Genomic DNA, 24,144 nt, shown 5'->3' with positions numbered 1-24,144 from the left:
GCCCACACTCCGGACAGGGGTCAGTCCGGGAAGTCGGCGCTCCGAGAGAGGGTCTCCCACGTGGCCAGCTCGGTCTGGGAGTTGCTGTAAACCGCAGCCAGCGCCTCGACCGCGTCCGACCCGAGCGGCAGGCGCAGCGGCGGCTCGGCGTTGGCGACAGCGGTCAGGATCGCCTGCGCCGCCCGCACCGGATCGCCGGGTTGCTTGCCGTTGGCTTCCTCAAGCGCCGAACGCACCGCACCGACAGAGTCTGCGTAGATGTCACTGAACTCCGACACATGCAGTGCGGTCGGCTCGTTGAACGACGTACGGAAGGCTCCCGGCTCAACCAGCATCACCCGCACACCGAACGGCCTCACCTCAGCGGCCAGCGCCTCCGACCAGCCCTCCAACGCGAACTTCGTACCGCAGTACGCACTCACTCCGGGGAACGCGAACCGCCCACCCTGACTGCTCAACTGAACGACCGTGCCACTCCCCCGCTCCCGCATCGACGGCAACACCGCCCGAGTCAACGCGACGGGTCCGAAGAAGTGCAGCTCCATCAGGCCGCGCAACTCGTCGTCAGTCGTCTCCTCAGCAGCCCCGACCATCCCCCGACCGGCGTTGTTCACCAGTACGTCGATCCGCCCGTGCTCCTGCAGTACCTCGTCCACGACTCCCGGGATGGCGACCGTGTCCGTGATGTCCAGCTTCACCACGGACAGGCGTTCGTGGGTGAGGTCCATCGCTTCCGGTCGTCGTACCGCGGCGACGACGGTGTGACCCGCCGCGAGTGCCTCCTCGGTCAACGCTCGCCCGAATCCGGCGTTCGCGCCGGTGATCAACCAGATGTCCGCCATGCGCCCCACAATGTCACCCGCAGGGTTCTACGATCCGGGGGTGGATGTGTACCTGGAGACTGGGCGGCTGTGGTTACGGCGGTTCACGGCTGACGACGTCGACCTGCTCACCGGGCTGGATTCCGACCCTGAGGTGATGCGGTTCCTGACCGGGAAGCCGACACCGCGGGAGGAGATCGAGAACGTCGTCCTGCCTCAGCTCCTGAAGGTGTACGCCGAGCACCGGGAGCTCGGAACGTTCGCGGCGTACCACAAGTCCGACGGTGCGTTCATCGGGTGGTTCGGGATGCAGCCGACGAGAGAGCCGAAGATGGTGGGGGTCGGCTATCGCCTGAACCGGACGGCATGGGGTCAGGGGTACGCGACCGAGGGGACGAGGGCGCTCATCGACAAGGCGTTCGGTGAGCTCGGGATGGACCGCGTAGTCGCCGACACGATGGCCGTCAATCACCGGTCCCGGGCGGTGATGCGCCGGTCCGGGCTGCGGTTCGTCCGCGTCTACCACGAGGTGTTCGACGATCCCCTGCCCGGGACCGAGTTCGGCGAGGTGCAGTACGCCGTCGATCGGCCGACCTGGGAAGCTGGACGACGTGCCTGACGACCAACGGCCGTACGCCGTACTCGACATCGACGCGACGCTGTCCGACACCAGCGAGCGGATCCACTTCCTGGCGAAGCGGCCGAAGGACTGGGACTCGTTCTTCGCCCACGCGAAGGAGGACGCGGTCCTGGACGAGGGGCTCGCGGTCGCCACGACGCTGGCCGCCGAGCACGAGATCGTCTACCTCACCGGCCGGCCCGAGCGGCTGCGTCGGGACACGCTGAAGTGGCTGAAGGACAACGGCTTCCCCGACGGCAAGGTCTACATGCGCGGCAACACCGACCGCCGGCCGTCGGTGCTGATGAAGCTCGGCCGGCTCAAACGACTGGCCGAGGACCGCCCGGTCGCCGTCCTGGTCGACGACGACGTCAAGGTGTGCGCGGCCGCGGAGAAGGCCGGCTACACGGTGATGAGGGCCGACTGGGGACTCGATGCCGAGACCCAGCCGACCCTCTTCGACGCTCAGGAGTCCGAAGGACGGACCTGAGGTCCTACTTGCTCAGACCAACGATCAGCTGGTTCGGGTACGGCGGGTAGGCGGACAGATAGAAGTTCTGCACCTTCGACCCGTGCAGGAACGCGTTGCGCGCGTAGATCAGCGGCACGACCGGCGAGTCCTGCATGATCTGCTTGTCCACCGCGCTCCACATCCCGGCCGCCTTGCCCAGGTCCGACTCGGCCGTCGCCGCCGCGATCGCGGAGTCCACCGCCGGGTTGGAGTAGCGGGAGATGTTGTACCCGCCGTTACCGATCTCCGACGACGCGAACAGCGGCTGGATGTTGCCGAGCGCGCTCGGGAAGTCCGGCAGCCAGCTGGACACGGTCAGGTCGAAGTCCGGCTTGTTCCCGGTGATCAGGTCGGTCAGCGACTCGCTGTCGAGGCCGGGCAGGAGCTTGACCGTGATCCCGGCCCGCTTCAGGCCCTGCTGGATCGCCTGCGCCACCGGGAGGCCGGTCGCGGTCGAATTGTCGGCGACCATCGTCAGGGTCAGGTTGCTGACGCCCGCGGCCGCGAGCATCTGCTTGGCCTTCTCCGGGTCGCCCTGCGGCGGCGCCGGGTACAGGTCGAACTTGTTGAAGCCGTCGATGCCCGGCGTGATCAGGGTGGTGGCGAGCTCACCGCCGTACTCCGGACCGCCCTCGGCGACCTGGACGGCCTGCTTGTCGACGGCGAACTGGATCGCCTTGCGGACCTCGGGGTTCGACAGCGCGGGGCGCTTGGTGTTCATCGCGAGGTACTGCAGGGCGCCGGACGGCGACGTGGCGACGCGGGCCTTGACGGCCGGATTGCCGGTCACCGTCGGGATCAGCGCGGCCGGGACCGAGGTGCCGGTGGTGGCCGCGAACTTGTCGTCGCCGGCGTCGGCGATCAGGCGCTGGTTCACCACGTCGGGCTGCAGACCCATCTCGAACACGATGGAGTCCGGAAGGCCGGTGCGGGCCTGGTCGGTCGACTTGTCCCAGCCCGGGTTGCGCTCCAGCTCGAGCTTCGAGCCCGGGGCGTACGACTTCACCTGGTACGGGCCGCTGGCGACCGGCTTCTCACCGTAGTGCGCCGGGTCGGTGTCGGCCTTCTTCGGCACCGGCGAGAACGCCGGCATGCTGACGATCCAGGGCCAGTCGCCGAACGGCTTGTTCAGCTTGAAGATGAGCGTGGTGTCGTCCGGCGTCTGGACCGAGGCCAGGTCGCCACTCTTGTACGGACCGGTGTACTTGTCCCCGCCGACCAGCAGCGACTTGTGGTAGCCGAGGCCACCGGACAGCTCCGGCGCGAACGACCGCTCGATGCCGTACTTGATGTCGGCGGCAACGATCGGCGATCCGTCGGCGTACTTCAGACCAGGCTTCAGCTTGTAGGTCCAGGTCTTGCCGCCGTCGGAGACCTTGCCGGTGTCGGTGGCCAGGTCGGGAACCAGTTGCGCCCCCTTGCCCTCCTCGGTCTTCCACGAGGTCAGGCCGCGCAGTACCAGGTGGATCGTGCTGATCCCCAGGTTCTGGCTCTTGGCCGGGTCGAGGTTGACCTCCTTGCTCGTGGTGAGCACGTGCCAGGTGCCGCCCTGCTCCGCGACCGCGGTGCTGCCGCCGGTGGCGGTCTTGTCGTTGGCGTTGCAGGCGGCCGCGGCCAGCACCAACGCGGCCGTCAGCGCGACCGTTCGGGTTAGGTGTTTCATCGTGTCCTCTCAGGAGGTGGGGGCTCAGGGAAGTAGCAGGCGGCCCGGTGTTCCGTGCTCCCCTGGACGGGTTCGAGCACGGGCCGTTCGGTGGCGCACACGTCCTGGACCTTGTAGCAGCGGGTCCGGAACGGGCAGCCCGACGGAGGCGCGATCGGCGTCGGGACGTCGCCGGTCAGCACGATCCGGTCCCGCTCTACCCCCGGCTCGGGCACCGGGACCGCGGACAGCAGGGCCTTCGTGTAGGGGTGGGCCGGCGACGAGTACACCTGGTCGGCCGGACCCTCCTCGACGATCGTGCCGAGGTACATGACCGCCAGCCGGCTCGCTACCTGACGTACGACGGCCAGGTCATGGGCGACCAGCACATAGGACAGGCCGAGCTCGTCGCGAAGGTCGGCGAGCAGGTTCAGCACCTGGGCCTGCACCGACACGTCGAGGGCGGAGACGGGCTCGTCGCAGACGAGCAGATCGGGCTTCACCGACAGCGCCCGCGCGATCCCGATCCGCTGCCGCTGGCCGCCGGAGAACTCATGCGGGTAGCGCTCGAGGTGCTCCTCGGACAGCCCGACCTGGTGGAGCAACTCAACGAGCTGGGCTCTGGTCGGCCGGATCCCCTGGGCGCGGAACGGCGTACTCAGGATGGTGCCGACCGACTGCCGCGGGTTCAGTGACGCTTGCGGGTCCTGGAACACCATCTGGATCTTGCGGCGGACCGGCCGGAGCTTTCGGCCGCGGACCCTGGTGACGTCCGCACCGCCGATCTCGACAGTGCCCTCGGTCGGGTCCAGGAGCCGGGTCGCCACGCGGGCCAGGGTTGACTTGCCGGATCCGGACTCGCCGACCAGGCCGACCGTCTCACCTTTGCGGACGACGAAGTTCACGCCGTCGACGGCCTTGACCGCCTGGGCTTCACGCCACGGCACGCCGCGGAGACCGAAGTACTTCCGGACGTTCTTGAGGTGGAGCAGCTCTTGGCTCATGCGATCACCTCCGGGCGGCGCCCGAGGTGGCAGGCGGCCTCGTGATCGCCCTCGCCGGGCCGGGGCGTGAGCTCGGGGCGTTCGGTGATGCAGCGTTCGCCGACCAGGTGGGTGTACGCGCATCGCGGCTGGAACGGGCACCCGGTCTTGATCGAGCCGGGCGACGGCGGGGTACCGGGGATCGTGGTCAACCGCGGCTTCGGGGGTACGTCGACCCGCGGCATCGCACCGAGCAGACCCAGGCTGTACGGGTGCGCCGCCCGGTAGAACAGGTCGCGGACCGTGCCCCGCTCGGCCGCACGACCGGCGTACATGACCAGAACGTCGTCGGCGATCTCCGCGACCACTCCGAGGTCGTGCGAGATCAGGACGAGCGCAGTACCGAACTCCTCCTGGACGTCGTCCAGGAGGCGCATGATCTGTGCCTGCACGGTCACGTCGAGTGCTGTCGTCGGTTCGTCCGCGATCAGCACTCTCGGGTCGTTCACCAGAGCCATAGCAATCACGACCCGCTGCCGCATTCCCCCGGAAAACTCGTGCGGATAGCTGTCCGCCCGCCGGGCCGCGTCCGGGATGCCAACCTTGTCCAGCATCTCGACCGCTCGCCGGTTGGCCACCTTCTTCGACACGTCGTGGTGCAGCCGGTACGCCTCGGCGACCTGCCAGCCGACGCTGTAGTACGGATTCAGTGCGGACAGCGCGTCCTGGAACACCAGCGCGATGTCGTTGCCGCGGATCTTGCGCAGCTCGTCGTTCGGCAGGCCGATCAGTTCCCGGCCGTCCAGCAGCACCTCACCGGTGGTGGCGGCGTTGGACGGCAGCAGCCCCATCACGGCGGCGGAGCTGACGCTCTTGCCGGAGCCGGACTCGCCGACGATCGCGAGCGTTTCGCCGGGCGCGACCGAGAAGTCGATGCCGTCGACGGCCGGGACGAGACCGCCCTCGGTCGTGAACGTGACGTGCAGGTCGTGTACCTCCAGTACCGGCTCAGTCATGGCTCACCCTCGGGTCGAGCACACCGTGCACTATGTCCACCACCAGATTCGCCAGGATGATCAGGAAGGCCGAGAACAGCGTGACGCCGACGACCACGGCCACGTCCAACTGCTGGACCGCGCTGATCAGGAGGTCGCCGAGCCCCTGCATGCTGAACACCTTCTCGGTCAGGATCGCGCCACCGAGCAGCACCCCGAGGTCCAGACCGAAGAGTGTGATGATCGGCACCAGGACGCCGCGCAGCCCGTGAGTGACGACCACGCGACCCTCGCCGGCGCCTTTGGCCCGTGCTGTGGTGATGTAGTCGAGGTTCAGCTCCTCGAGCATCTGCGCACGGGTCAGGCGGATGTACGCCGCCGCCTGGATGACCGCGAGCACGAGCCAGGGCGTGATCAGATGCCAGGCCCAGTCGACCGGGCTCTCGGTGAACGGGACGTAGCCGTTCACCGGGACCATGTTCAGCCAGAACCCGAACACCAGGATCGCCAGCAGCCCGAGCAGGAACGACGGCGTCGACACTCCGGCCAGCGCGACCCCGACGGACAACCGGTCGAGCAGGCGTCCCCGGTTGAGCGCGGCGACCACGCCGAGCGACACCCCGAGCAGCAGCCAGAGGATGGCCGCGCCGATCGCGATCGACGCCGTGATCGGCAGCCGGTCGAGGATCAGCGTGCTGACCGGCCGGGCCAGCGGGAACGAGTAGCCGAAGCACGGTGCGTTGCAGTGCACAGCCGCCGCACCGTCACCGAAAGTGCGGCCGGCGAAGATGCCCTTGAGGAAGCTCAGGTACTGCTGGATGACGCTCTGATCCAGCTGCATGAAGTGCCGGGCCTGCTCGAGGCGGTCCGGCGTACACGGCTTGCCACAGGCGAGGTGGGCCGGATCGGCCGGGATCGCGTAGAAGACCAGGTAGACGGCGAGGCTCAGCGCAAGCATCACCACAGCGGCTGCGAACAGGCGGCGGATCACGAACCAGAGGAGGTCGGGCATCAGTGCGTCCTCCGCAACCGGACGTCGAACGCGTCGCGGACGCCGTCGCCGAGCAGCGTGAAGCCGAGCACCGCGACGAACAGCGCGACGCCCGGGAAGAACAGGAACCAGGGATCCGCGCCGGTGTAGACCCAGGCGATCGAGTCGGAGATGGACCGGCCGAGGCTGGGTGTCGGCGGTGGTACGCCGACGCCAAGGAACGACAGCGCCGCCTCGGCACCGATGTAGCCGGGGATGGCCAGGGTGGCGATCACGAGGACCGGGCCGAGCAGGTTCGGCAGGATTTCGCGGGTGATCACGTGCCAGCCGGACGAGCCGACGCTGCGGGCCGCCTCGACGAACTCGCGGGCGACCAGCGATCTGGCCTGATTGCGGATCAGGCGGGCCAGGCTGGCCCAGCCGAACACGCTGAGTACCAGGATCAGCAGAAGCCAGCGCGGGAAGCCCGCGGGCACGATGATGCCCAGGGCAATCATGAAGACCAGCTGCGGGAAGCCGAACAGGAAGTCGAACAGCCGGGACGCGACCGCGTCGTACCAGCCGCCGAAGTAGGCGGCGCTGATGCCGACCAAGGTACCGACGACGGAGGTGACGAGGGTGACCACGATCGCGATCGTCAGCGAGGTCCGCAGCCCGAGCACCACGATCGAGAACAGGTCCCGGCCGGTCAGTGGTTCGACGCCGAACCAGTGCTCGCTGCTCACCCCGCCGAGCGCACCCTTCGGCGCGTTGCCGTTGGCCGGGTCGAGCAGGTCGAGGTGGTAGGTATACGGATCCTGCCCGGACAGCTTCACCAGCAGGGGCGCCGCGGCCGCGATCAGCACCAGCAGCACGACCAGCACCACTCCGAGCCGCGCACTCCGATCCTTCCGGATCCGGCGCAGGGCTTGCCGGGTCGGCGAGACGGCCGCGGCCACCGAGGAACTCACAGGCACTCCTGACAACGTCGAACAATCCCAGCCGGGAGACGGTAGGCCGAAGTCTTCCACCATCGCAGTTCCATCCCGAATCCCGAGAATCCCACTGGATCTCCTCGGCGTCTGTGCGCGACACCCGACCGGCTACTCTCCGCACCGTGGACAAGCAACTGACGGTCGGCGAACGAGTGCTCAACTACAGCGTGTACGGCGATATCGATGGGGTGCCGGTGATGTCGCAGGGCGGGTCGCCGAGCACGCGGTGGAAGCGGCCGGACGTCGTACGGGCTGCCGAGGAGTGCGGCGTACATCTGGTCGTTCCCGATCGGCCGGGGTACGGCGGGTCGACGCGTCAGCCGGGGCGGACAGTGGCCGACGTGGTGGAGGACGTGACCGCGTTGGCCGACGTACTCGGGTGGGAGCGGTTCGCGATCACTGGCGGATCAGGCGGTGGCCCGCATGCGTTGGCGTGTGCTGCGCTCCTGTCCGACCGCGTCACGCGCTGCGCGGTGATCGGCGGAATCACACCGCCGCTTGTGGACGGCCCTGAACCTTCTGCAGACGACGAGGATCCGCGGCGGAACCGCACGTCGTGGCTGGCGGCACGCGGCGAGGAGTACGTCCGGCCGTCGATCGAGGAGGCTGCCCGGAGCATCATGGCGGGCGTGGAGGCCGGCGGACCGGAGGTCCCGCCCGATCCGCACTACCCCACGCCTTTGGTGCCGGCGCGGGACGATCCGGAGGCAATGGCTCGGCTCACGGCGACGTTCGTCACCAGCCACGACGGCTGGGTCGACGACAACATTGCGTTCGCGAACGACTGGGGTTTCAGCCTGGACGACGTCCGCGTCCCCACCAGCATCTGGTTCGGCTCCGCCGACGACCGCGCCCGCAAGTACGCCGACCTCCTCACCGCGGCGATCCCCCATGCCGAGCCCATGCCCTACACCGGCGGCCACATCCAGCCGGTAAATGCGTATCGCGACCTGCTGCAGTGGTTGAAACTGTCCTGATGGACGAGAAGGCGGCGGAGACCGCTCGGCGGTTGGTGGTCGAACAGTTCCCGGAGGCCCGCGCAGCATGGCTGGGCGGGAGCGTGGCACGTGGCGACGCCTCCCCGACGTCCGACCTGGACATCACCGTGCTTCTCGACGGACCACCCGCGCCACTGCGGAAGTCGCTGGAGTACGGCGGCTGGCCGGTGGAGCTGTTCGTGCACACGGAGAAGTCGATCGCGTTCTACTCCGGCAAGGACCAGCAGCGCAGACAGCCGACCATGGCGCGGCTTGTCGGCGAGTCCGTCGTACTGCTCGACACCGATGGCTCGGGTGCGCGGTTGCAGCAAGCCTACGTCGCCGAGGTGGCGGCCGGTCCGGCCCCGCTGAGCGCCGACGAGCTCGAGCTGCTGCGCTACATGATCACCAACCTCTTGGACGACCTGGCCGATGCCTCCGGCAACATCCGCACCGCTATCTGCTCGGTGCTGTGGCAGGATGCCGCCCGCCTCCTCCTCACCGGCGCCGGTCAGTGGTCCGGCACCGGCAAAGGGCTGCTGCGCGAGGTGATGGCGTACGACGAGTCGCACGGCACCGACCACGCGACGGCGCTGATGGACGGGGTCCGGGCGGAGGACGACCGTCTCGTCGAGGAGGTCGACCGGATCCTGCAGCCGTACGGCGGGCGACTGTTCAGCGGCTTCGAGCTGTCCGGGAGCACGCCCTAGCTCTACTCGGCGTCGATCAGTTGCCAGTCGCGGCGCTTCGGCAGCAGGCGGACAGCGAGTACTGCGACCAGTGCGCCGATCAGGACGCCGGGGATGATCCAGCGCCAGCCGGTGAGGACGCCGGTCGACGCGGTCTGGGCCTGTGGGGGTGCCGCCGGCGCGGTGGTCGGAACGGGCTCGGCCGCCGGGGCGGGGGCCGGTTCGAGGTTCCAGTTCATGCTGGTCGGGCCGCCGTACGACCCTGGTTGCTCCTGCTGGCTGGGCAGCAGCTTGAGGGAGCCGAGCAGTTTCAGCAGTGCGGCCGGGTCGGGCGAGGTGTGCCAGGTGGGTTGGGCCGGCATCGTCTTACCGTCGAGCGTCTCGGTCGTGGCGATCCACGGTCCGCCCTCCACGTCCGGGTAGATGATGTCGAGCCGCCAGACGGACATGTCGTGGATCATCCAGGCGGCGCGGATGAACGCACCGGCGTCATGCCGCTCATCCCCTACCGCCGGCTTCGATCCGGCGACCTGCGTCAGCCGCTGGAGCTCTTCGTAGGCACGGTCGTCGTAGCCGACCGCTGTCACTCGCGGTGGGGCGCTGAGCAGGACGCTGGTCGGACCGCCTGCGTCTGCGGGTGCGGCTCCGGCAGCGGCGACAGCGATCACGGCGGCTAGCAGTGCGAGCGTACGGCGGACCATGGCGGCTCTCCCTGGAAAGACGAGGATTCACCCCTGTTACACCGCCGGTAGCTAGGAGGTTCCGCGAGCCAACTCGACCGCTCTGGTCTTGTCGGGCGCTCCTTCGAGCCGGAACGTCACACCGTTATTCACCCAGACCAGAGTGGGACCGGCCACGCGTACACGTTGCTCCACGCCGTGCTCGTCCCCCAGCACGAGCTCATGCGGGGTCTTGAACCAGTAGCCGTTGAGGTCCGGCACGTACTCCAGGCTGTCGTAGTACTTCTTCAGGTACAGCGGTGACACCTCGGCCTGGAACTGCTCCAGCCGGATCCCACTCTCCCAGCTGATCGCCACGAAGCCCTTTGATGCCTCAACACCCTTGGGAGCGCCGAGCGATTGCGGCAGCGCCGGCTTGAACCCCGCGATCCGCTCTGCCTCCTCCAACGACAGCTCGCCGTTGACTCCGGGCGCTGGGGGCGCACTAGTCGGGCCGGTGCCGACCGGACGAGCCTGCACTCCCCCGATGTTCAACCACTCCGCCACCGTTGCACGGACCGGCGGCGTGAGCGCAGCACCCGCGATCAGAATGAGGAACCCGGCCAGGAACGCACGCCAGCGATCTCGCAGCCGCCTCTTCACAGGTACGCCGGCCACCCGGGACAGCACTGCGGCCGTCAGCCCCTCGTCCACCGGAGGTACGACGGCGGAACGTCCGAGGATCCGTAGCTCGTCGTCCAAGTTCATCGCTGCACCTCCTTGTCGGGGAGTTCGGTCCGTAGCCGGCCGAGTGCGCGGTGCAGGCGGGACTTGACCGTCCCGCGCGGCCAGCCGAGCACCACAGCCGTCTCCTGCTCGTCCAGGTCCAACAGGTAGCGACAGGTCACCACCTGCCGCATGTTGTCGGGCAGTGCACGGACAGCGGTCAGCAGCTCCTGCCGCCGCTCCAGCGTGACTGCGTGCTCGGCCGGGTCCAGTACGACGTCCAGCGGCGCAGCCAGCTCCTCACGACGGGATCTGCGGCTCCGGGACCGGACCACATTGCGCGTCTCGTTCGCGACGATGCGCAGCAGCCACGGCCGGAACGCCGAGCCGTCCCGGAACCCTCCGAGAGCCCGGTACGCCTTCACGAACGCCTCCTGGACCACGTCGTCCGCGTCCGCACCGGCGCCGAGGAAGACCGCCGTACGTTTGGCCACCGGGGCATGCCGCAGCACCAGCTCGCCGTACGCGGCCGACTCACCACCCCGCACCCGAGCCAGAATCTCCGCCTCGTCGCCCTGGCTGATCACGCCTCCAGTCAGTTTCAGACAGTGTGACTACACCACCGGCCCACCCGTGGTTCCTTCTCCCCACCACCCGAGCGGTGCTTCTCCTCACCACCCGAGCGGTCCTTCTCCTCTCCACCCGAGCAGAGCGAGGTTCCTCTTCCCACCACCCGAGCGGTGCTTCTCCTCACCACCCGAGCGGAGCGAGGTTCCTCCTCGTCACCACCGAGCGGTGCGTCTCCTCTCCACCCGAGCGGTGCTTCTCCTCACCACCCGAGTGGAGCGAGGGTTCTTCTCCTCACCCGCCGAGCGGAGCGAGGCGGTTTCGTGTCAGTGTCTCTACACCGCCGGAGATTGTCTGGTTCCGTGTATAAGGTCGGGAACGTGCCAGAAGTCGATGCGTCCTTCCTCGCCCTTCCCCGTCACGAGCTCGCCGAGGCCGCGCTGCAGCGCGCCCGAGACCTCGGCGCCACCTTCGCCGAGTTCCGGCTGGAGCGGATCCGGTCCGAGTCCATCGCGCTACGCGACAGTCTGCTGGAGAGTGCCTCCGACGACGAGGATCTCGGTCTCGCGGTCCGCGTCATCCACGACGGCACCTGGGGCTTCGCCGCCGGCGTCGCGCTGACCACCGACGAGGCGGTCCAGGTCGCCGAGCAGGCCGTCAACATGGCCCAGGTCGCCCGGCCGATCAACGCCGAGCCGATCGAGCTCGCCGACGAGCCCGTGTACGACGACGTCAGCTGGGTGTCGTCGTACGAGATCGACCCGTTCAGCGTGCCGCGCGCCGAGAAGGTCGCGCTGCTGACCGACTACAGCGACCGGCTGATGAAGGCCGACGGCGTCGCTCACGTCAGCGTCCGCGTCGCCTCGGTCCACGAGTGCAAGTTCTACGCGAACACCGAGGGAACGTCGTACACCCAGCAACGGGTCCGGATCGGCCCGGACATCACCGCCTACGCGGTGGACAACGAGACCGGCCGGTTCGACTCGATGTCGAGCTGCGTGCCGCCAGCCGGCCGCGGCTGGGAGTACCTGACCGGCACCGGCTGGAACTGGGATGCGGAGCTCGCCCAGATCCCCGGTTGGCTGGCCGAGAAGATGACCGCGCCGGCCGTCGAGGCGGGCAGCTACGACCTGGTGATCGACCCGAGCAACCTGTGGCTCACCATCCACGAATCGATCGGCCACGCCACCGAGCTGGACCGCGCGCTCGGGTACGAGGCCAACTACGCCGGCACCAGCTTCGCCACCACCGACAAGCTGAACACGCTGAAATACGGCTCACCGGTCATGCACGTCACCGGAGACCGCACCGCCGAGCACGGCCTGTCCACGGTCGGGTACGACGACGAGGGTGTCGCCGGCCAGCAGTGGGACCTGGTCAAGGACGGCACCCTGGTCGGCTACCAGGTCGACCGCCGGATGGCCAAGGTCAACGAGGACCTGCTCGGTACGCCACGTTCGAACGGCTGTGCGTACGCCGACTCGTCCGGGCACATCCCCATCCAGCGGATGGCGAACGTGTCGTTGCAGCCGGCCCCTGACGGTCCCTCGACCGAGGAGCTGATCAGCCGGGTGAAGAACGGCATCTACATCGTCGGCGACAAGTCCTGGTCGATCGACATGCAGCGGTACAACTTCCAGTTCACCGGTCAGCGGTTCTACAAGATCACCGACGGCAAGCTGGACGGCCAGCTCCGCGACGTCGCCTACCAGGCGACCACCACCGACTTCTGGGGCTCGATGGAGGCCGTCGGCGGCCCGCAGACGTACGTCCTCGGCGGTGCGCTCAACTGTGGCAAGGCGCAGCCCGGACAGTCCGGTGCCGTCAGCCACGGCTGCCCGTCGGCCTTGTTCCGCAGCGTCCGCATTCTCAACACCACGCAGGAGGCCGGCCGGTGACGACCGCCATTCAGCTCACTCCGCAGGACACGATCGAGCGCGGGCTCGACCTGGCCGCGGCCGAGGGCGCCGACGGCTGTGTCGTCATCGTCGCCGAGACCTCCAGTGCCAACCTGCGCTGGGCCAACAACACGCTGACCACCAATGGCGCGATGCGCGGCTCCAGCGTGACCGTGATCGCGACGGTCGGAGCCGGCGAGGGTACTGCGGCCGGCGTCGTCGGCCGGTCGTCGGTCACGGATGCGTCGCTCGGCGATCTGGTGTCCGCGGCGGTCACCACCGCCCGTGCCTCCAGCCCGGCCGAGGACGCCCGCCCGCTCGTCGACGGCACCGCCGGGGCGGACTGGGCCGCGGAGCCGGAGGAGACGTCGGTCAGCGTCTACGAGAAGTTCGCCCCGGCGCTCGGTGAGACGCTGAAGCGGGCCGGCAAGGAGAGCCGCTGGCTCTACGGCTTCGCCGACCACGAGGTCACCACCCTCTACCTCGGCTCGTCCGCCGGGCTGCGGTTGCGGCAGGCGCTGCCTCGCGGATTCGTGTCGGAGACGGGCAAGTCCGGCGACCTCAGCCAGTCCGCCTGGGTCGGTGCGGCCACCCGCGACTTCGCCGACATCGACCCGTTCGCGCTCGACACCGAGCTGAACCGCCGACTCGGCTGGGCGTCGCGGACCGTTTCGGTCGACGCCGGCCGGCACCCGACGATCCTGCCGCCGGCCGCGGTCGCCGACTTGATGACGTACCTGTTCTGGCAACTGGACGGACGGGAGGCGTTCGAGGGCCGCAGCGTCTTCTCCACCCCGTCCGGTGGAACGCGGATCGGCGACGCGCTGTCGACACAGCCGGTCAACCTACTGTCGGATCCGCAGCTGCCTGGCCTCGAGACCTTCCCGTTCGCAGTGGCTCGCTCGTCCGGCGGAGCGTCCAGTGTGTTCGACAACGGGCTCACGCTGTCCGCGACCGATTGGATCCGCGGCGGCAAGCTCGAGCACCTGATGACCAGCCGGCACACGGCCGACCTGATCGGTACACCGGCCGCGTCGCCCGGCATCGACAACTACGTGCTGTCCGTGGATGGCGCTTCCGGGTCGACCGACGACCTGGTCGCCGGGGTCGAGCATGGCTTGCTGCTCACCTGCCTCTGGTACATCCGGATGGTCGATCCGCAGACGTCGCTGCTCACCGGCCTGACCCGCGACGGCGTCTACCTGGTCGAGAACGGCGAGGTGACCGGTGCCGTGAACAACTTCCGCTTCAACGAGAGCCCGGTCGACCTGCTCGCCCGGTTCAGCGCCGCTGGGGCAACAGTTCCGTCGTTCTCGCGCGAGTGGGGCGACTACTTCTCACGGACCGCGACCCCGCCGCTGCTGGTGCCCGACTTCAACATGTCGAGCGTCAGCCAGGCCAGCTGACACAGCGCAACGCCCCGCGAACCCTCCTCGGGTTCGCGGGGCGTTGTGCGTTGAAGGTCAGACCGTCGGGTATCCCGGCTCGGCCGGCCCGCCCGGCTGGCCGAAGCCCTGGCCGCGCTCGGCCGCCTTCGGGTCCGGACCGAACCGGTTGTCACCGATCGTGCCCTCCTGTGCCTGCCAGATGATGAACCAGATCCACCCGATGCAGGGGATGAGCCAGATCAGCACCCACCAGCCGCTGCGGTCCTTGTCGTGCATGCGCCGGACCGCGACGGCGATCGTCGGGATCAGCAGCGCCAGGCCGTAGATCGTCGACAGCCAGCCGCCGCTGCGGACTCCACCGTTCTCGAAGTCCAGGCCGAGGATCCGGTCGAGGATGCCGACGATGATCGACCCGATGATGTAGAAGAGAACGTACATCCAGAACTCTTTGCGCCGGGCACGCCCATTGAACTGCGCATACCGTTTCGTGATGACGTCGATGAACCACTGCATTGCTGATCTCCGATGGTCGAAGGTGAGACGCGGACAGAGCCTGTCGGAACCAACCGGGTCCGTCAATGCAACTTTTCCGTATGGTGACCACACCGCAACCTGGCACGCCGTTGCCGCCGCCAACGTCACCTATCCGGAACCGGCCAACTGTTAGAGCCGGCTTCAGGTTTCCTGCTCGGGTTTCGCCAGCGTGACCCGCCACATCCGCAACGGCCGCGGGCCTTCGTCGTACGGCGTCTCGTCGTCGAGCCGCCAGCGGTCGGCCAGTTCCTGGATCAACGGCTGGTCGAAGAACCGGCCGACGAATCCATCGTGCACGGCCAGGCCTTCCTCGAGTTCTTGCCAGTGGCCCGCACACGGGTCGTCGGCCGACCACACGGCGTACACGAAGAGTCCGCCCGGGCACAGGACGCGGTAGATCTCGGACACCAGAGAGCGCAGTTCGGCGCGGGAGAAGGCCATGTTCAGCAGCAGGTTCGCGAACACCGCGTTGACGGTGGCGTCGGCGGGCGGCAGCGGATCGCGTACGTCGTGCAGCGCGGCGGTGACGCGGTCGTCGAGGCCCTCACGCTGTGCTTCCAGCCGCAACTGGTCGAGCGCGGACTCGCTGAAGTCCGTCGCGTGCACGCTGAATCCCTGTCTGGCCAGGAAGAACGCGTCCCGGCCGTGCCCGGCACCGAGCTCCAGGACGTCATCGATGCCTGCGGCACCGAACACCTCCGCGGCCCACTGCGCCGCCGCGGACGGCTCCGAACCGTGCAGCTGCGGATGATGCAGGTAGGCCCGCTGCCAACGCTCCTGCTGAGCTCTCGCGAGCTCGACATGCCCAGTCTTCATCTTGCTCCCCGTGGTCGTCTCGCCGGTCTGGACAACCGGCAGACCGCAGCAGCCTACGTCACAACCAGGTCCGGCCCCCAGTCCAGCGGTCCGGCCTCATCCATCGCCACGCCAGATTATTTGCTGACGGCAACGACAGCCGGCGGTGGAGCGCGGGCGTCCGTGGCCGCCGGATCCGGACACTCTTCGTGACCGGCGCGGCCCGGGCGTGACCCGACGCGCGCAGCCGGTTTCCACCCTGGCCCCCCGGTCCGCATACTTGGTTCGAGGATATTCACGACCCGGGGGCCGGATGACGAATCGCAGCGACAAGCAGACGGCTGACGTGCTGCTGCTTGCCAGCGTGCTCGAGAAGCTCCGCACCCACGACGGCCTGACCATCGCCCGGCTGAAGGCCGGCGAGTCGGGTACGACGGCGCCGCTGCTGGAGCTGCCGGCGACCCGCAGGTTCGCGTCCGTGCATGAGCTCGACCGCGCCCGGGCGGCGCGCGAGCTGGTCATCAACTGCGTCCGGGACGACCTCAAGGGCACCACGCAGATCGTCGCCGACGCGATCCTCGCCCTCGGCGTCCACACCACGACGTACGCCGAGGCCGGCATCGAGGAGCGCGTCACCCGGTCGCTCTACAACCCCTCTCTCGGTCCCCGTCGCGAGGCGTTGCTGAACAACTGGCACCGCCTGCACCAGGCACTCGGCCAGCAACCAGGCGAAGCCCCGAGCGACCGCTCACTGCGCGGTACGACGGAGCCCGCCGTACTGCGCGAACTCGCGAACCAGCTGATCCGCCGGGCGATCTACTCGGTCGGCTCGAAGACCATCACCATGCTCGACGCAGCCCCGGCCGCCGACGCCGCGCCGGCCGGGCGCGTGATCGTGGTCGGCGGTGCGGTGATGGACGCGACGTTCCGGACCAAGACGCTGCCGGAACCGGAGACGTCGAGCGAGGCCTACGGCTTCGACCTCTCCCCCGGCGGCAAAGGTCTGACTCAGGCCGTCGCGGCGGCCCGCCTCGGGCTCCGAACCTCTCTGATCGCGGCGGTGACCGACGACCGCTTCGGCGAGGAGATCCTCCAGTACCTGCACGACGAGGGCGTCGACACGTCCCTCGTCAAGCGCATCCGCGGCCGCCGTACGCCGTTCACCGGAGTCTTCGAGAAGGAACTCGGCGACAGCATCGCGGTCAACTGGCGGAACGAGAAGCAGGTCTTCCTGTCCCCCGAGGATCTCGACGACCACCGCGACCACCTGGCCGGCTGCGACGTACTGCTGACGACGTTCGAGGTCCCGCGCGAGACGATGCAGCAATCGCTGGCTCTCGCGCACTCGGACCCGCTCAACCGGCCACTGGTGATCGTGACTCCGGGCCAGCCCTACGTCGACGAGCGCATCTCGCGCGACACGTTCCTGCGGATCGACTACCTGGTCGCGCATCCGTGGGAGCTCGGCCATTTCGCAGCCCAGGGCCAGGCACCGTTCGACCCCGACCCGGTCGCGCGGAACCTGCTCGCCTTCGGGGTGGAGGCGCTGTGCGTGCTCGTCAACGGCGGCTGCACGGTCTACTCCGGCGCGGCCCACGACGTACTGAGCGTGCCGACCATCCCGTCGATCTACAAGGAGTCCTCAGCCGCGCGCGACGCCTTCTGCGCCGCACTGGCCGCCAAACTCGTCGACAACGACGGCAAGTTCTCCGCGGCGGTCGCGCTCTGGGCCACCGCCGCGATGTCGTGCGCCACCGCCGACTTCCCCCTCACCAACTCCATGCCCGACCGCCAGCGCATCGACGCGCTGCTGGCCAGATTCCCGTTCTCGATGAACGGCGGGGCGGCCAACTGATCCTGCTGATCAGCGGCGTAGGCGGCGTTGGTCTTCGAGGGGCACGGGGGCGGTCTCGCCGCGCATGCGGCAGCAGTAGATGACCGAGTCGAGGAGTTTGGCGCGGCTCTGCTCGAAGCGGGTGCCGACGTTCGCACGCCGGAGCTCGGTGAGGTTCGCGCCGCCGTAGCGGGTCCGGAGCTGCCGCGGGCTGGCGTAGATGCTGTCGACGTACAGGTAGGGACGCGCCTCGATCGACATCCATTGCTGCCAGTTGGCAGCCCGGTAGCTCGAACCGATGAATCCGAGATTCGGATCGACCGCCGTGGTGAGCAGTTGCACGCTGGGAATCTCGCGCCGGATCACCTGCCGGACTTTCGACAGCAGGAACGAGATCGCATTCACCGGAGCGACGTCGAAGGAATACACCCGGGACACGTCCCAGGCGGCTCCGAGTGGTACGCCGAACTGCGTCTGGAGCTGCCGTCCGACCCGCATCCATTCCAGCGGGGAAACACTGCACAACGTCACTGGCAGCCTGTTCACCGGATCCACCAGAGCGAAGTTCACCGACCCGGCCCGGGCACTGCGCAGGTAATGCAGGCGACTGAACACCTGATCCGCCTCGCTGTTCCCGAGGCGCACGAAACGCAGGTCGGGCAGCAGGTACTTGTCCTTCGGAATAAGGCTTTCGATGGCCTGCTGATCACGCTGCAACCGGGCCGCGTTGCGATTCAGTTCGGCGATCACCTGCTGGCGAGCGACCGACCCGTTCGGCCGGGCCAATCGAGGCAGGTGCAGCAGCGTCCGGACACTGAGCGCGCGGTTCGGGACGCCGTGCCGGCGCACGGCATCGTCCAGCAGGTCGGCGAAACCAGGAGCATGCCTTCGGCAATCATCGAGCGAAAGTCTGGCTGCTGGGGACGCGGGAACTGCTGGGACCACTGAGACTGGAGGCCGCGGGACAGCGGCGGCGCGCACCGCCGGGCCGACGGCATTGATCACCACACCCGGATGCTATCCGACAGTTGCCATGGCACCGCAACTTCCCAACTGGACGAGTTTTGGCGGCGTGTTGGCGCCGGAACTGCCAGTTGGCAGACCGATCCTGCCAACTGGCGGAAAGTGATACGCGCAAACCTGCCAGCGTACCGTCGGCCACTGCCAAACCTCGGGAGCGCCAGGACGCCGGCCTGCCAAAATCATGTCCGGACAAAGATTGTGGTGCCAACTTTTCTCCATTGACAACCGATTGTCGCGGCGTTCACTGAAAGCGTAATCAGTTACGCCGAGCCGCCGACTCACTCTAACCGGTGAACGGCAAATGACAAGTCATCAAGAGGAAGTGAATCGAAGGAAAAGAGGAAACGCCATGCCTCCCAACGAATTCGTCGCGACCATCGTCGTGCTGGCCAGTGCGGTGCTCCTGATCTCCTTCTGGAAGCAGATCCTGTTCATTCTGCTCTTCGGCGTCGTGATGGTCTTCTGCTTCGGCCTCTACAACGTCGCCACCGCCATGGGGCGCTGACCGGCAGCGCTGCCGCGCACCTCTCGACACCCGCCCGGGATCCCCGGGCGGGTATTTTTTCGTAGGCTCGCAGACGTGAGTGAATCCGCCGCGGACCTCAGCCTGACCGAGGTGCTCCAATTTCTGGGGCAACGGAAACTCTCCGCGCGCGAACTCGTCGAGGATTGTCTGCGCCGCATCGACCTGGCCGAGCCCGCCGTACGCGCATTCGTGACCCGAACTCCTGACCTCGCCCTCGACGCCGCATTCCGCGCCGACGAGGCCCGCGCATGCGGCGAACGGGTCGGACCGCTGGCCGGCGTACCGGTGGCGGTGAAGGACGTCTTCCTGACCAAAGGAGTCCTCACCACCGCGGGCAGCCAAGTGCTCGCGACCTACGTCCCGGCCGAGGACGCCGCCGTGTGGGAGCGGCTGTCCGCGGCCGGTGCGGGCCTGCTCGGGAAGACGACGACCCACGAGTTCGCCTACGGGACCGCGTCGACGCCGACCGCCAACCCCTGGGACGTACGTCGTACGCCGGGTGGATCCTCCGGCGGATCGGCGGCCGCGCTCGCCGGTCGCATGGCTCCGATCGCCACCGGCACCGATACCGGCGGCTCGCTCCGCATCCCCGCGGCCGCCTGCGGCGTCTGCACCCTGCGCAGCACGCCGGGCCGCATCTCGAGGTACGGCGTGATCCCGCTCAGCCCGTCCTTCGACGTCGCCGGCCCGATGGCGCGCCGCATGCTCGACATCTCGATCCTGATGTCGGTCCTCGCCGGCCACGACCCGCGTGACCCCGCCACCCGCGATGAACCGTGCCCGCCGTACCCCTTGGAAGCCCCGCACGACCTCAGCGGCGTCCGCATCGGGCTTCCGACCGAGATGTCCTGGCAGCAGGTCGACGACCGTATAGCCGTCGTCTGCCATGAGGCTCTCGGCCTTTTGGCAGCCCGCGGCGCCCAATTGGTCGAGGTCGAGAATCCGGCCAACACCAAGGTCGTCCTGGAGAAGTCCATCGGCGTCTTCGACACGATCAACGAGAGCGAGGCCCACCAGATCCACGACGCCCTCGAACCCCACAGCCACCTCTACACCCCACAGGTCCGCGAACGTGTCCGCAAAGGCGAACGCGTCAGCCCCGAGCGGTACGCCGAAGCCCTCCGCCTCCGCGCCGGCTGGGCCAACGACTGGCGAGGCATCATCGCCGCCCACGGACTCGACGCGATCGCCCACCCCACCATCGACGCCGCCCCACCCCTGATCGACCCCAACGGCCCCCCGAAAGGCCCGAAGATCCGTCTGTCCACCCCCTGGTCCGTCGCCGGCTTCCCCGCCCTCAGCGTCCCCGCCGGCTTCGACAAGCGAGGCCTCCCCGTAGGCCTCTCCCTAGCCGCCCTCCCAGAACGCGAAGCCGACCTACTAGGCCTGGCCCTGGTAATAGACGAAGAACTACAACTCTGGCGCCACAGCCCTCCGTCGCAGTTCTAGTGGAGCGGCTCGGCCGTGTGGAGCGGATTCGGAATGCGGCCGGTGGTGGGGATGGGTGGGCGGGTGTCGAGGTCGGTGTAGCCGAGGGTTAGGCGGTAGGCGTTGAGGGGGTAGCGGGCGAAGGTTTCGGCGGTGAGGGCGGTGGCTGCGAGGCGGTCGGCGTACTCGGGATGGGTGGTGGTGTAGAGGTCGACCTCGCCGCGGGTGAGGCCCCAGAACTCTTGTGGTGGGAGGAGTTCGAGGTCGGCCAGGGGGTTGAGGACTCCTAGGAGAAGGGCGTCGACGAGGTATTGGCGGAGGATGTGCCAGGGTTTGCGCGGAAGAACTCGGGCGTGGGAGTCGGGTTCGGGGCCTCGGGCAAGTATTGGGTCGGTGGAGATGTTGATGTCGTCGACGAGGTCTTTGATGACGAGGCGGGCCGGGAGGCCGTCCGGACTGCAGATGATCGCGAGGTTCTCGCCGTGGGGGTTCACGGTGATGCCGTAGTGGTGCATCAGGTGGAGCAGTGGGCGGAGGAGCGTGCCGAGGAGGTAGCTGATCCAGGTGCGGGCGTCGGTGCCGGAGCGGGCGATCATCTCGTCGACCAGACCGGGATGCAGTACGGCGGCCAGCGGCCAGACCGTCTCGCCGGGCTGGAGACGCGGGTCCACCGGGTCGCGCCAGATGCAGCCGAGGGTCTCGGTCCACTGGTACGGAATGCCTGGAGCACTGGACAACTGTGGATGGCGCACGGTCACTGACGCGACCTCACCGAGCAGTTCGGTGCCGAGACGGCCCAGCACCTCGTCCCGGTACCAGAGTCCGCGCAGCCACTGCGTGACCATCGGCGCGGCCAGCGTGCAGTGCTCCGGGATGCCGCGATACACCGAGGTGTTCAGGATCTTCAGCGGCAGCTTCACCTGGTAGCGCAGCGGCTGGGTGATGTTCACCATGGTCCGGATCGACTGGGTCGGCAGGTACTCGTCCGGACCCTCCCCGAGTACGACGATCTCCCCCGCGGCCAGCTCACGCGCCCACTGCGTCCGTACGACGTGGTCCAGCTGCCATGGATGGCACGGAAGCCACACGTACGAGTCCGGGTCGACCAACTGCCCGCGGAAGGCCTCCAGCGCGTCAGGACCCAGCTCGCGCCCTACTACCGAGTGCTCCGACAGGTCCGGCGTACCACGGAACTCTGCGAGCCCCCGGCGTACGGCGAGCCAGGTCAGACGCAACGGGGTACGTGCCTCCGGCGCGTACCGCAGGCTGTCCTCGGCCGAGAACCCCAGACGGCCCTTGTTGGCCACCAGCAACGGGTGCCCGGTCAGATGCCCCTCCACCCGGCTGTGGTGCAGGTCCAGCAGTTCAGCAGGCGCTACCGCAGTAGATGCCATCCGTACGTCGGCAGCCAGCGTGCTGGCCAGCTCCGCGACGTACCCGGCCACCGTCGGCCCGTCGAGTCCGAGTACGTCGGCCGCGTCGACGAGGAACTGCACCGGGTCAACGGCGACCTCGCTCTCGTCGTTGCCCAGGATCCCCGCAGTCGTACGCCGGATGGAGTCCGACGCGACCCGCCAGCTGCCAAACGCACCGCGGGCCGCGGTAAACGTGTAGGAGACGTTGCCGAGGTCCAGCCGGTTGTCGACCGGTTGGAGCAGGTTCTCGGTGCAGAACTGCGAGATCAGCTTCGCCAACAGCTCTGCCGAACAGCGATTCCAGTCGCTCATCCGGGGATGGCGAACGTCGTGAAGGCGGTGGACTTCGGCAGCCGGAACACCTCGCGCCCGGCCACGCTGTTGAGGATGGTGGCGTTGCGGATGGCACCGATCCCGAGATCCGGCGCCGCGACACCGTGGCTGTGCAGATCCGCGTTCGCCACGAAGAGCCGACCGGCCAGTGCGGCGTTCGTCTCCACACTGTGGTCCCGGTTGATCATCCATCGCCCAGCGGCGTCGCGACGTACCTGATCCTCCAGAGCGGCCACGAACGGCAGCGGACGGTTGCGATAGCCGGTGGCCGCGACCACGGCGTCGCAGTGGTGCTGGAACGTCTTGCGGCTGTCCGCGTGCTGCAGCGTCAGCTCGATGCCATCGGCACGGGCTACGGCGGACACGACGGCCACACCACACTGCAGCTCGACCGGCGCGGCTGTGAGGTCCCGCGCGTAGAGCACATCGTGGATGTCGTCGAGCGTCTCCGACGAGATGCCCTTGTAGTGCCGCCACTGCTCCTTGACCAGCTTGTCGCGGCTGGCCTCGTCCAGTGCGTGGAAGTAGTCGACGTACGACGGCGTGGTCATCTCCAGCACGAGCTTCGAGTAGTCCAGCGGCGTGAACGACGGTGTCCGGGTCAGCCACGACACGGCAGGGCCACCGTCCGCGTTGGCCCGCAGCAGGTCGAGCGCGCACTCCGCACCGGACTGACCTGACCCGACAACGGTCACTCGCCCGGCCCTCAGGAGGTCCTCTCGGCGGAAGAGGTAGTCCGCCGAGTGCAGGAACCGCTCCTCGGGCAGCCCGGCCAGTGCGGCAGGCACAGCGGGCTCAGTGCCGACGCCAACCACCAGATGCCGCGCAGCGAACGTCTCAGTGGACTCACCACGCTCCACGGTCAGCTCGAACACCTCACCAGTCCAGGAGACCTCGCTGACGTGGTGACCGAAGTGCAGCGAGTCCAGCTGCGCCGCACACCAGCGCAGGTACGTCTCGTACTCGCGGCGGGTCGGGTGGAACTTCTCCCGCACGTAGAACTGGTACAGCCGGTCGTTGTCGCGCAGGAAGGACAGGAACGACAACCGGTGCGCCGGCTCGACCAGACTGACCAGGTCGGCCAGGAACGACACCTGCAGCATCGCGTCGCCGAACATCAGTCCGCGGTGCCAGGTGAGCTCCGGCCGGCTGTCGAGCACTGCCAGCCGTACGTCGTCCAGTCCGTCAGCCAGCGCGGCCAGTCCGAGGTTGAAGGGTCCACAGCCGATCGCGATCACGTCGTACGGCGTCGAATCCGGGGTCGAATCCGGGGCGGTCGTCATGTCAGTACCTCCACGGTCCTGGTGCGGACCATCAGTAGTGCGGTCTTCTCGGGCAGCTGTAGCTCGCCTTGCTTGACGAAGCCGGCGGCATCGAACGCGCGGACGGAGGGCGTGTTGGCGATGTCGGGCTCGGCGACGACGCGCTGACAGGCAGGGTCTGAATGCAGGAGAGCGTCGGCCAGCGCGCGCAGCAGCCGGCGCCCGAGGCCGCGGCCGACGCGGGTCAGGTCGCCGATGGCGACGTGGATCCCCCAGTCGTGTACGTCGCTCGGGTAGTACTCGGCCAGGCGATCGTGCCGGACCCGGTACAGCTCGACGTAGCCAAAGTCCTCCGCATCGACCGTGACCACGCACGGGACGGAGTGCTCCCCCGCCGTCTGCCGGCTGAGCTCCTCCGCCCACCGCTCCACCGGCCAGTCCTGTTGCCACCACTGCTGGATGTGCGGCTGCGCCATCCACAGCGCGATCCTGGGAGCGTCGGTGGCTTCGGCCGGGCGGAGGTCGAAGCCGTTGTCCAGGTGGAGCATCGGCCG

Annotated in this window: 24 protein-coding genes; 9 read left to right on the top strand and 15 right to left on the bottom strand. The window is 68.3% G+C overall.

Translation table 11 applies throughout. The features are described 5' to 3' along the window. Positions 1–20: 20 nt before the first annotated feature. Positions 21–842: an oxidoreductase gene (locus tag E0H73_RS05810; protein WP_131352237.1), complete on the bottom strand. Its 822-nt coding sequence runs from the start codon at positions 840–842 to the stop codon at positions 21–23. A gap of 40 nt (positions 843–882) precedes the next feature. Here E0H73_RS05810 and E0H73_RS05805 point away from each other — a divergent pair, with 40 nt between their 5' ends. Beyond that, positions 883–1,440 (top strand): GNAT family N-acetyltransferase, encoded by a 558-nt coding sequence (locus E0H73_RS05805; RefSeq protein WP_238163826.1) that lies wholly within the window; start codon positions 883–885, stop codon positions 1,438–1,440. After that, on the top strand, positions 1,433–1,930 hold the full coding sequence (locus tag E0H73_RS05800) for a phosphatase domain-containing protein (protein ID WP_131352233.1): 498 nt from the start codon (positions 1,433–1,435) through the stop codon (positions 1,928–1,930). The genes E0H73_RS05805 and E0H73_RS05800 overlap by 8 nt, the downstream gene beginning before the upstream one ends. Before the next feature lie 4 nt (positions 1,931–1,934). On the opposite strand, the gene E0H73_RS05795 is transcribed toward E0H73_RS05800, so the two are convergent. The 5 genes from E0H73_RS05795 to E0H73_RS05775 are packed head-to-tail and all read right to left on the bottom strand — an operon-like array spanning position 1,935 to position 7,512. Continuing rightward, entirely contained in the window at positions 1,935–3,614 is a 1,680-nt protein-coding gene (locus tag E0H73_RS05795; protein WP_131352230.1) for an ABC transporter substrate-binding protein, read from the bottom strand. After that, positions 3,611–4,597: an ABC transporter ATP-binding protein gene (locus E0H73_RS05790; protein ID WP_131352227.1), complete on the bottom strand. Its 987-nt coding sequence runs from the start codon at positions 4,595–4,597 to the stop codon at positions 3,611–3,613. The genes E0H73_RS05795 and E0H73_RS05790 overlap by 4 nt, the downstream gene beginning before the upstream one ends. Beyond that, a complete protein-coding gene (locus E0H73_RS05785) occupies positions 4,594–5,592 on the bottom strand; it encodes an ABC transporter ATP-binding protein (protein WP_131352224.1) in 999 nt (332 codons plus the stop codon). Before E0H73_RS05785 ends, E0H73_RS05790 begins: the two co-directional genes overlap by 4 nt. Continuing rightward, entirely contained in the window at positions 5,585–6,583 is a 999-nt protein-coding gene (locus E0H73_RS05780) for an ABC transporter permease (protein WP_131352221.1), read from the bottom strand. The genes E0H73_RS05785 and E0H73_RS05780 overlap by 8 nt, the downstream gene beginning before the upstream one ends. Next, positions 6,583–7,512, bottom strand: a complete 930-nt coding sequence (locus E0H73_RS05775) for an ABC transporter permease (RefSeq protein ID WP_131352218.1) — start codon at positions 7,510–7,512, stop codon at positions 6,583–6,585. Before E0H73_RS05775 ends, E0H73_RS05780 begins: the two co-directional genes overlap by 1 nt. A 146-nt stretch (positions 7,513–7,658) precedes the next feature. On the opposite strand from E0H73_RS05775, the gene E0H73_RS05770 reads away from it, so the two are divergent. Next, positions 7,659–8,513: an alpha/beta fold hydrolase gene (locus E0H73_RS05770; protein ID WP_238163825.1), complete on the top strand. Its 855-nt coding sequence runs from the start codon at positions 7,659–7,661 to the stop codon at positions 8,511–8,513. Further along, positions 8,513–9,223: a nucleotidyltransferase domain-containing protein gene (locus E0H73_RS05765; RefSeq protein WP_131352215.1), complete on the top strand. Its 711-nt coding sequence runs from the start codon at positions 8,513–8,515 to the stop codon at positions 9,221–9,223. The genes E0H73_RS05770 and E0H73_RS05765 overlap by 1 nt, the downstream gene beginning before the upstream one ends. Positions 9,224–9,225: 2 nt before the next feature. Here the strand turns inward: E0H73_RS05765 and E0H73_RS05760 are convergent, their stop codons facing one another. Genes E0H73_RS05760 through E0H73_RS05750 form a run of 3 tightly spaced genes read right to left on the bottom strand, consistent with a single transcriptional unit; the run spans position 9,226 to position 11,174 of the window. Continuing rightward, the gene (locus tag E0H73_RS05760; protein WP_131352212.1) at positions 9,226–9,903 is read right to left on the bottom strand and encodes a hypothetical protein; all 678 of its coding nucleotides are present in this window, start codon (positions 9,901–9,903) and stop codon (positions 9,226–9,228) included. Between the two features lie 51 nt (positions 9,904–9,954). Continuing rightward, positions 9,955–10,629 (bottom strand): hypothetical protein, encoded by a 675-nt coding sequence (locus E0H73_RS05755; protein WP_131352209.1) that lies wholly within the window; start codon positions 10,627–10,629, stop codon positions 9,955–9,957. Next, on the bottom strand, positions 10,626–11,174 hold the full coding sequence (locus E0H73_RS05750; protein ID WP_238163824.1) for an RNA polymerase sigma factor: 549 nt from the start codon (positions 11,172–11,174) through the stop codon (positions 10,626–10,628). The genes E0H73_RS05755 and E0H73_RS05750 overlap by 4 nt, the downstream gene beginning before the upstream one ends. 360 nt (positions 11,175–11,534) lie before the next feature. Between E0H73_RS05750 and E0H73_RS05745 the strand changes: the two genes are divergently transcribed. Both E0H73_RS05745 and E0H73_RS05740 read left to right on the top strand, forming a co-directional pair. Beyond that, positions 11,535–13,052: a TldD/PmbA family protein gene (locus tag E0H73_RS05745; protein WP_131352206.1), complete on the top strand. Its 1,518-nt coding sequence runs from the start codon at positions 11,535–11,537 to the stop codon at positions 13,050–13,052. Beyond that, positions 13,049–14,458 (top strand): TldD/PmbA family protein, encoded by a 1,410-nt coding sequence (locus tag E0H73_RS05740; protein WP_131352203.1) that lies wholly within the window; start codon positions 13,049–13,051, stop codon positions 14,456–14,458. The genes E0H73_RS05745 and E0H73_RS05740 overlap by 4 nt, the downstream gene beginning before the upstream one ends. A 57-nt stretch (positions 14,459–14,515) precedes the next feature. Here the strand turns inward: E0H73_RS05740 and E0H73_RS05735 are convergent, their stop codons facing one another. Next, a complete protein-coding gene (locus tag E0H73_RS05735) occupies positions 14,516–14,953 on the bottom strand; it encodes a DUF805 domain-containing protein (protein WP_131352200.1) in 438 nt (145 codons plus the stop codon). Positions 14,954–15,115: 162 nt separating this feature from the next. Next, positions 15,116–15,790, bottom strand: coding sequence for a class I SAM-dependent methyltransferase (locus tag E0H73_RS05730; RefSeq protein WP_131352197.1), 675 nt, complete (start codon positions 15,788–15,790; stop codon positions 15,116–15,118). Positions 15,791–16,082: 292 nt separating this feature from the next. On the opposite strand from E0H73_RS05730, the gene E0H73_RS05725 reads away from it, so the two are divergent. Next, on the top strand, positions 16,083–17,624 hold the full coding sequence (locus tag E0H73_RS05725; RefSeq protein WP_131352194.1) for a PfkB family carbohydrate kinase: 1,542 nt from the start codon (positions 16,083–16,085) through the stop codon (positions 17,622–17,624). A gap of 9 nt (positions 17,625–17,633) precedes the next feature. Here E0H73_RS05725 and E0H73_RS05720 read toward each other — a convergent pair whose 3' ends face one another. Then, complete coding sequence (locus E0H73_RS05720) at positions 17,634–18,452, bottom strand: Mom family adenine methylcarbamoylation protein (RefSeq protein WP_131352191.1); 819 nt, start codon at positions 18,450–18,452, stop codon at positions 17,634–17,636. A 523-nt stretch (positions 18,453–18,975) separates the two neighbouring features. Between E0H73_RS05720 and E0H73_RS45755 the strand changes: the two genes are divergently transcribed. Next, on the top strand, positions 18,976–19,131 hold the full coding sequence (locus E0H73_RS45755) for a hypothetical protein (protein WP_165555497.1): 156 nt from the start codon (positions 18,976–18,978) through the stop codon (positions 19,129–19,131). A gap of 75 nt (positions 19,132–19,206) precedes the next feature. After that, positions 19,207–20,601 (top strand): amidase, encoded by a 1,395-nt coding sequence (locus E0H73_RS05715; protein WP_165555496.1) that lies wholly within the window; start codon positions 19,207–19,209, stop codon positions 20,599–20,601. Here E0H73_RS05715 and E0H73_RS05710 read toward each other — a convergent pair. Genes E0H73_RS05710 through E0H73_RS05700 form a run of 3 tightly spaced genes read right to left on the bottom strand, consistent with a single transcriptional unit; the run spans position 20,598 to position 24,138 of the window. Next, positions 20,598–22,307: an IucA/IucC family protein gene (locus E0H73_RS05710; protein ID WP_131352185.1), complete on the bottom strand. Its 1,710-nt coding sequence runs from the start codon at positions 22,305–22,307 to the stop codon at positions 20,598–20,600. The genes E0H73_RS05715 and E0H73_RS05710 overlap by 4 nt on opposite strands. Continuing rightward, complete coding sequence (locus E0H73_RS05705) at positions 22,304–23,611, bottom strand: lysine N(6)-hydroxylase/L-ornithine N(5)-oxygenase family protein (RefSeq protein ID WP_131352182.1); 1,308 nt, start codon at positions 23,609–23,611, stop codon at positions 22,304–22,306. Before E0H73_RS05705 ends, E0H73_RS05710 begins: the two co-directional genes overlap by 4 nt. Next, on the bottom strand, positions 23,608–24,138 hold the full coding sequence (locus E0H73_RS05700; protein ID WP_238163823.1) for a GNAT family N-acetyltransferase: 531 nt from the start codon (positions 24,136–24,138) through the stop codon (positions 23,608–23,610). Before E0H73_RS05700 ends, E0H73_RS05705 begins: the two co-directional genes overlap by 4 nt. Positions 24,139–24,144: the final 6 nt, after the last annotated feature.

The organism is Kribbella pittospori (genome assembly GCF_004331465.1).
Lineage (GTDB): Bacteria > Actinomycetota > Actinomycetes > Propionibacteriales > Kribbellaceae > Kribbella > Kribbella pittospori.
The sequence above is the reverse complement of the archived record's forward strand: the minus strand, read 5'-3'. Positions and strand labels throughout refer to the sequence as shown.

Excerpts from the sequence above, each read along its gene's own strand:
- E0H73_RS05810 (WP_131352237.1), bottom strand. The coding sequence starts at position 842 with ATGGCGGACATCTGGTTGATCACCGGCGCGAACGCCGGATTCGGGCGA.
- E0H73_RS05795 (WP_131352230.1), bottom strand. The coding sequence starts at position 3,614 with ATGAAACACCTAACCCGAACGGTCGCGCTGACGGCCGCGTTGGTGCTG.
- E0H73_RS05790 (WP_131352227.1), bottom strand. The coding sequence starts at position 4,597 with ATGAGCCAAGAGCTGCTCCACCTCAAGAACGTCCGGAAGTACTTCGGT.
- E0H73_RS05785 (WP_131352224.1), bottom strand. The coding sequence starts at position 5,592 with ATGACTGAGCCGGTACTGGAGGTACACGACCTGCACGTCACGTTCACG.
- E0H73_RS05780 (WP_131352221.1), bottom strand. The coding sequence starts at position 6,583 with ATGCCCGACCTCCTCTGGTTCGTGATCCGCCGCCTGTTCGCAGCCGCT.
- E0H73_RS05765 (WP_131352215.1), top strand. The coding sequence starts at position 8,513 with ATGGACGAGAAGGCGGCGGAGACCGCTCGGCGGTTGGTGGTCGAACAG.
- E0H73_RS05760 (WP_131352212.1), bottom strand. The coding sequence starts at position 9,903 with ATGGTCCGCCGTACGCTCGCACTGCTAGCCGCCGTGATCGCTGTCGCC.
- E0H73_RS05755 (WP_131352209.1), bottom strand. The coding sequence starts at position 10,629 with ATGAACTTGGACGACGAGCTACGGATCCTCGGACGTTCCGCCGTCGTA.
- E0H73_RS05735 (WP_131352200.1), bottom strand. The coding sequence starts at position 14,953 with ATGCAGTGGTTCATCGACGTCATCACGAAACGGTATGCGCAGTTCAAT.
- E0H73_RS05730 (WP_131352197.1), bottom strand. The coding sequence starts at position 15,790 with ATGAAGACTGGGCATGTCGAGCTCGCGAGAGCTCAGCAGGAGCGTTGG.
- E0H73_RS05725 (WP_131352194.1), top strand. The coding sequence starts at position 16,083 with ATGACGAATCGCAGCGACAAGCAGACGGCTGACGTGCTGCTGCTTGCC.
- E0H73_RS45755 (WP_165555497.1), top strand. The coding sequence starts at position 18,976 with ATGCCTCCCAACGAATTCGTCGCGACCATCGTCGTGCTGGCCAGTGCG.
- E0H73_RS05710 (WP_131352185.1), bottom strand. The coding sequence starts at position 22,307 with ATGAGCGACTGGAATCGCTGTTCGGCAGAGCTGTTGGCGAAGCTGATC.
- E0H73_RS05705 (WP_131352182.1), bottom strand. The coding sequence starts at position 23,611 with ATGACGACCGCCCCGGATTCGACCCCGGATTCGACGCCGTACGACGTG.
- E0H73_RS05700 (WP_238163823.1), bottom strand. The coding sequence starts at position 24,138 with ATGCTCCACCTGGACAACGGCTTCGACCTCCGCCCGGCCGAAGCCACC.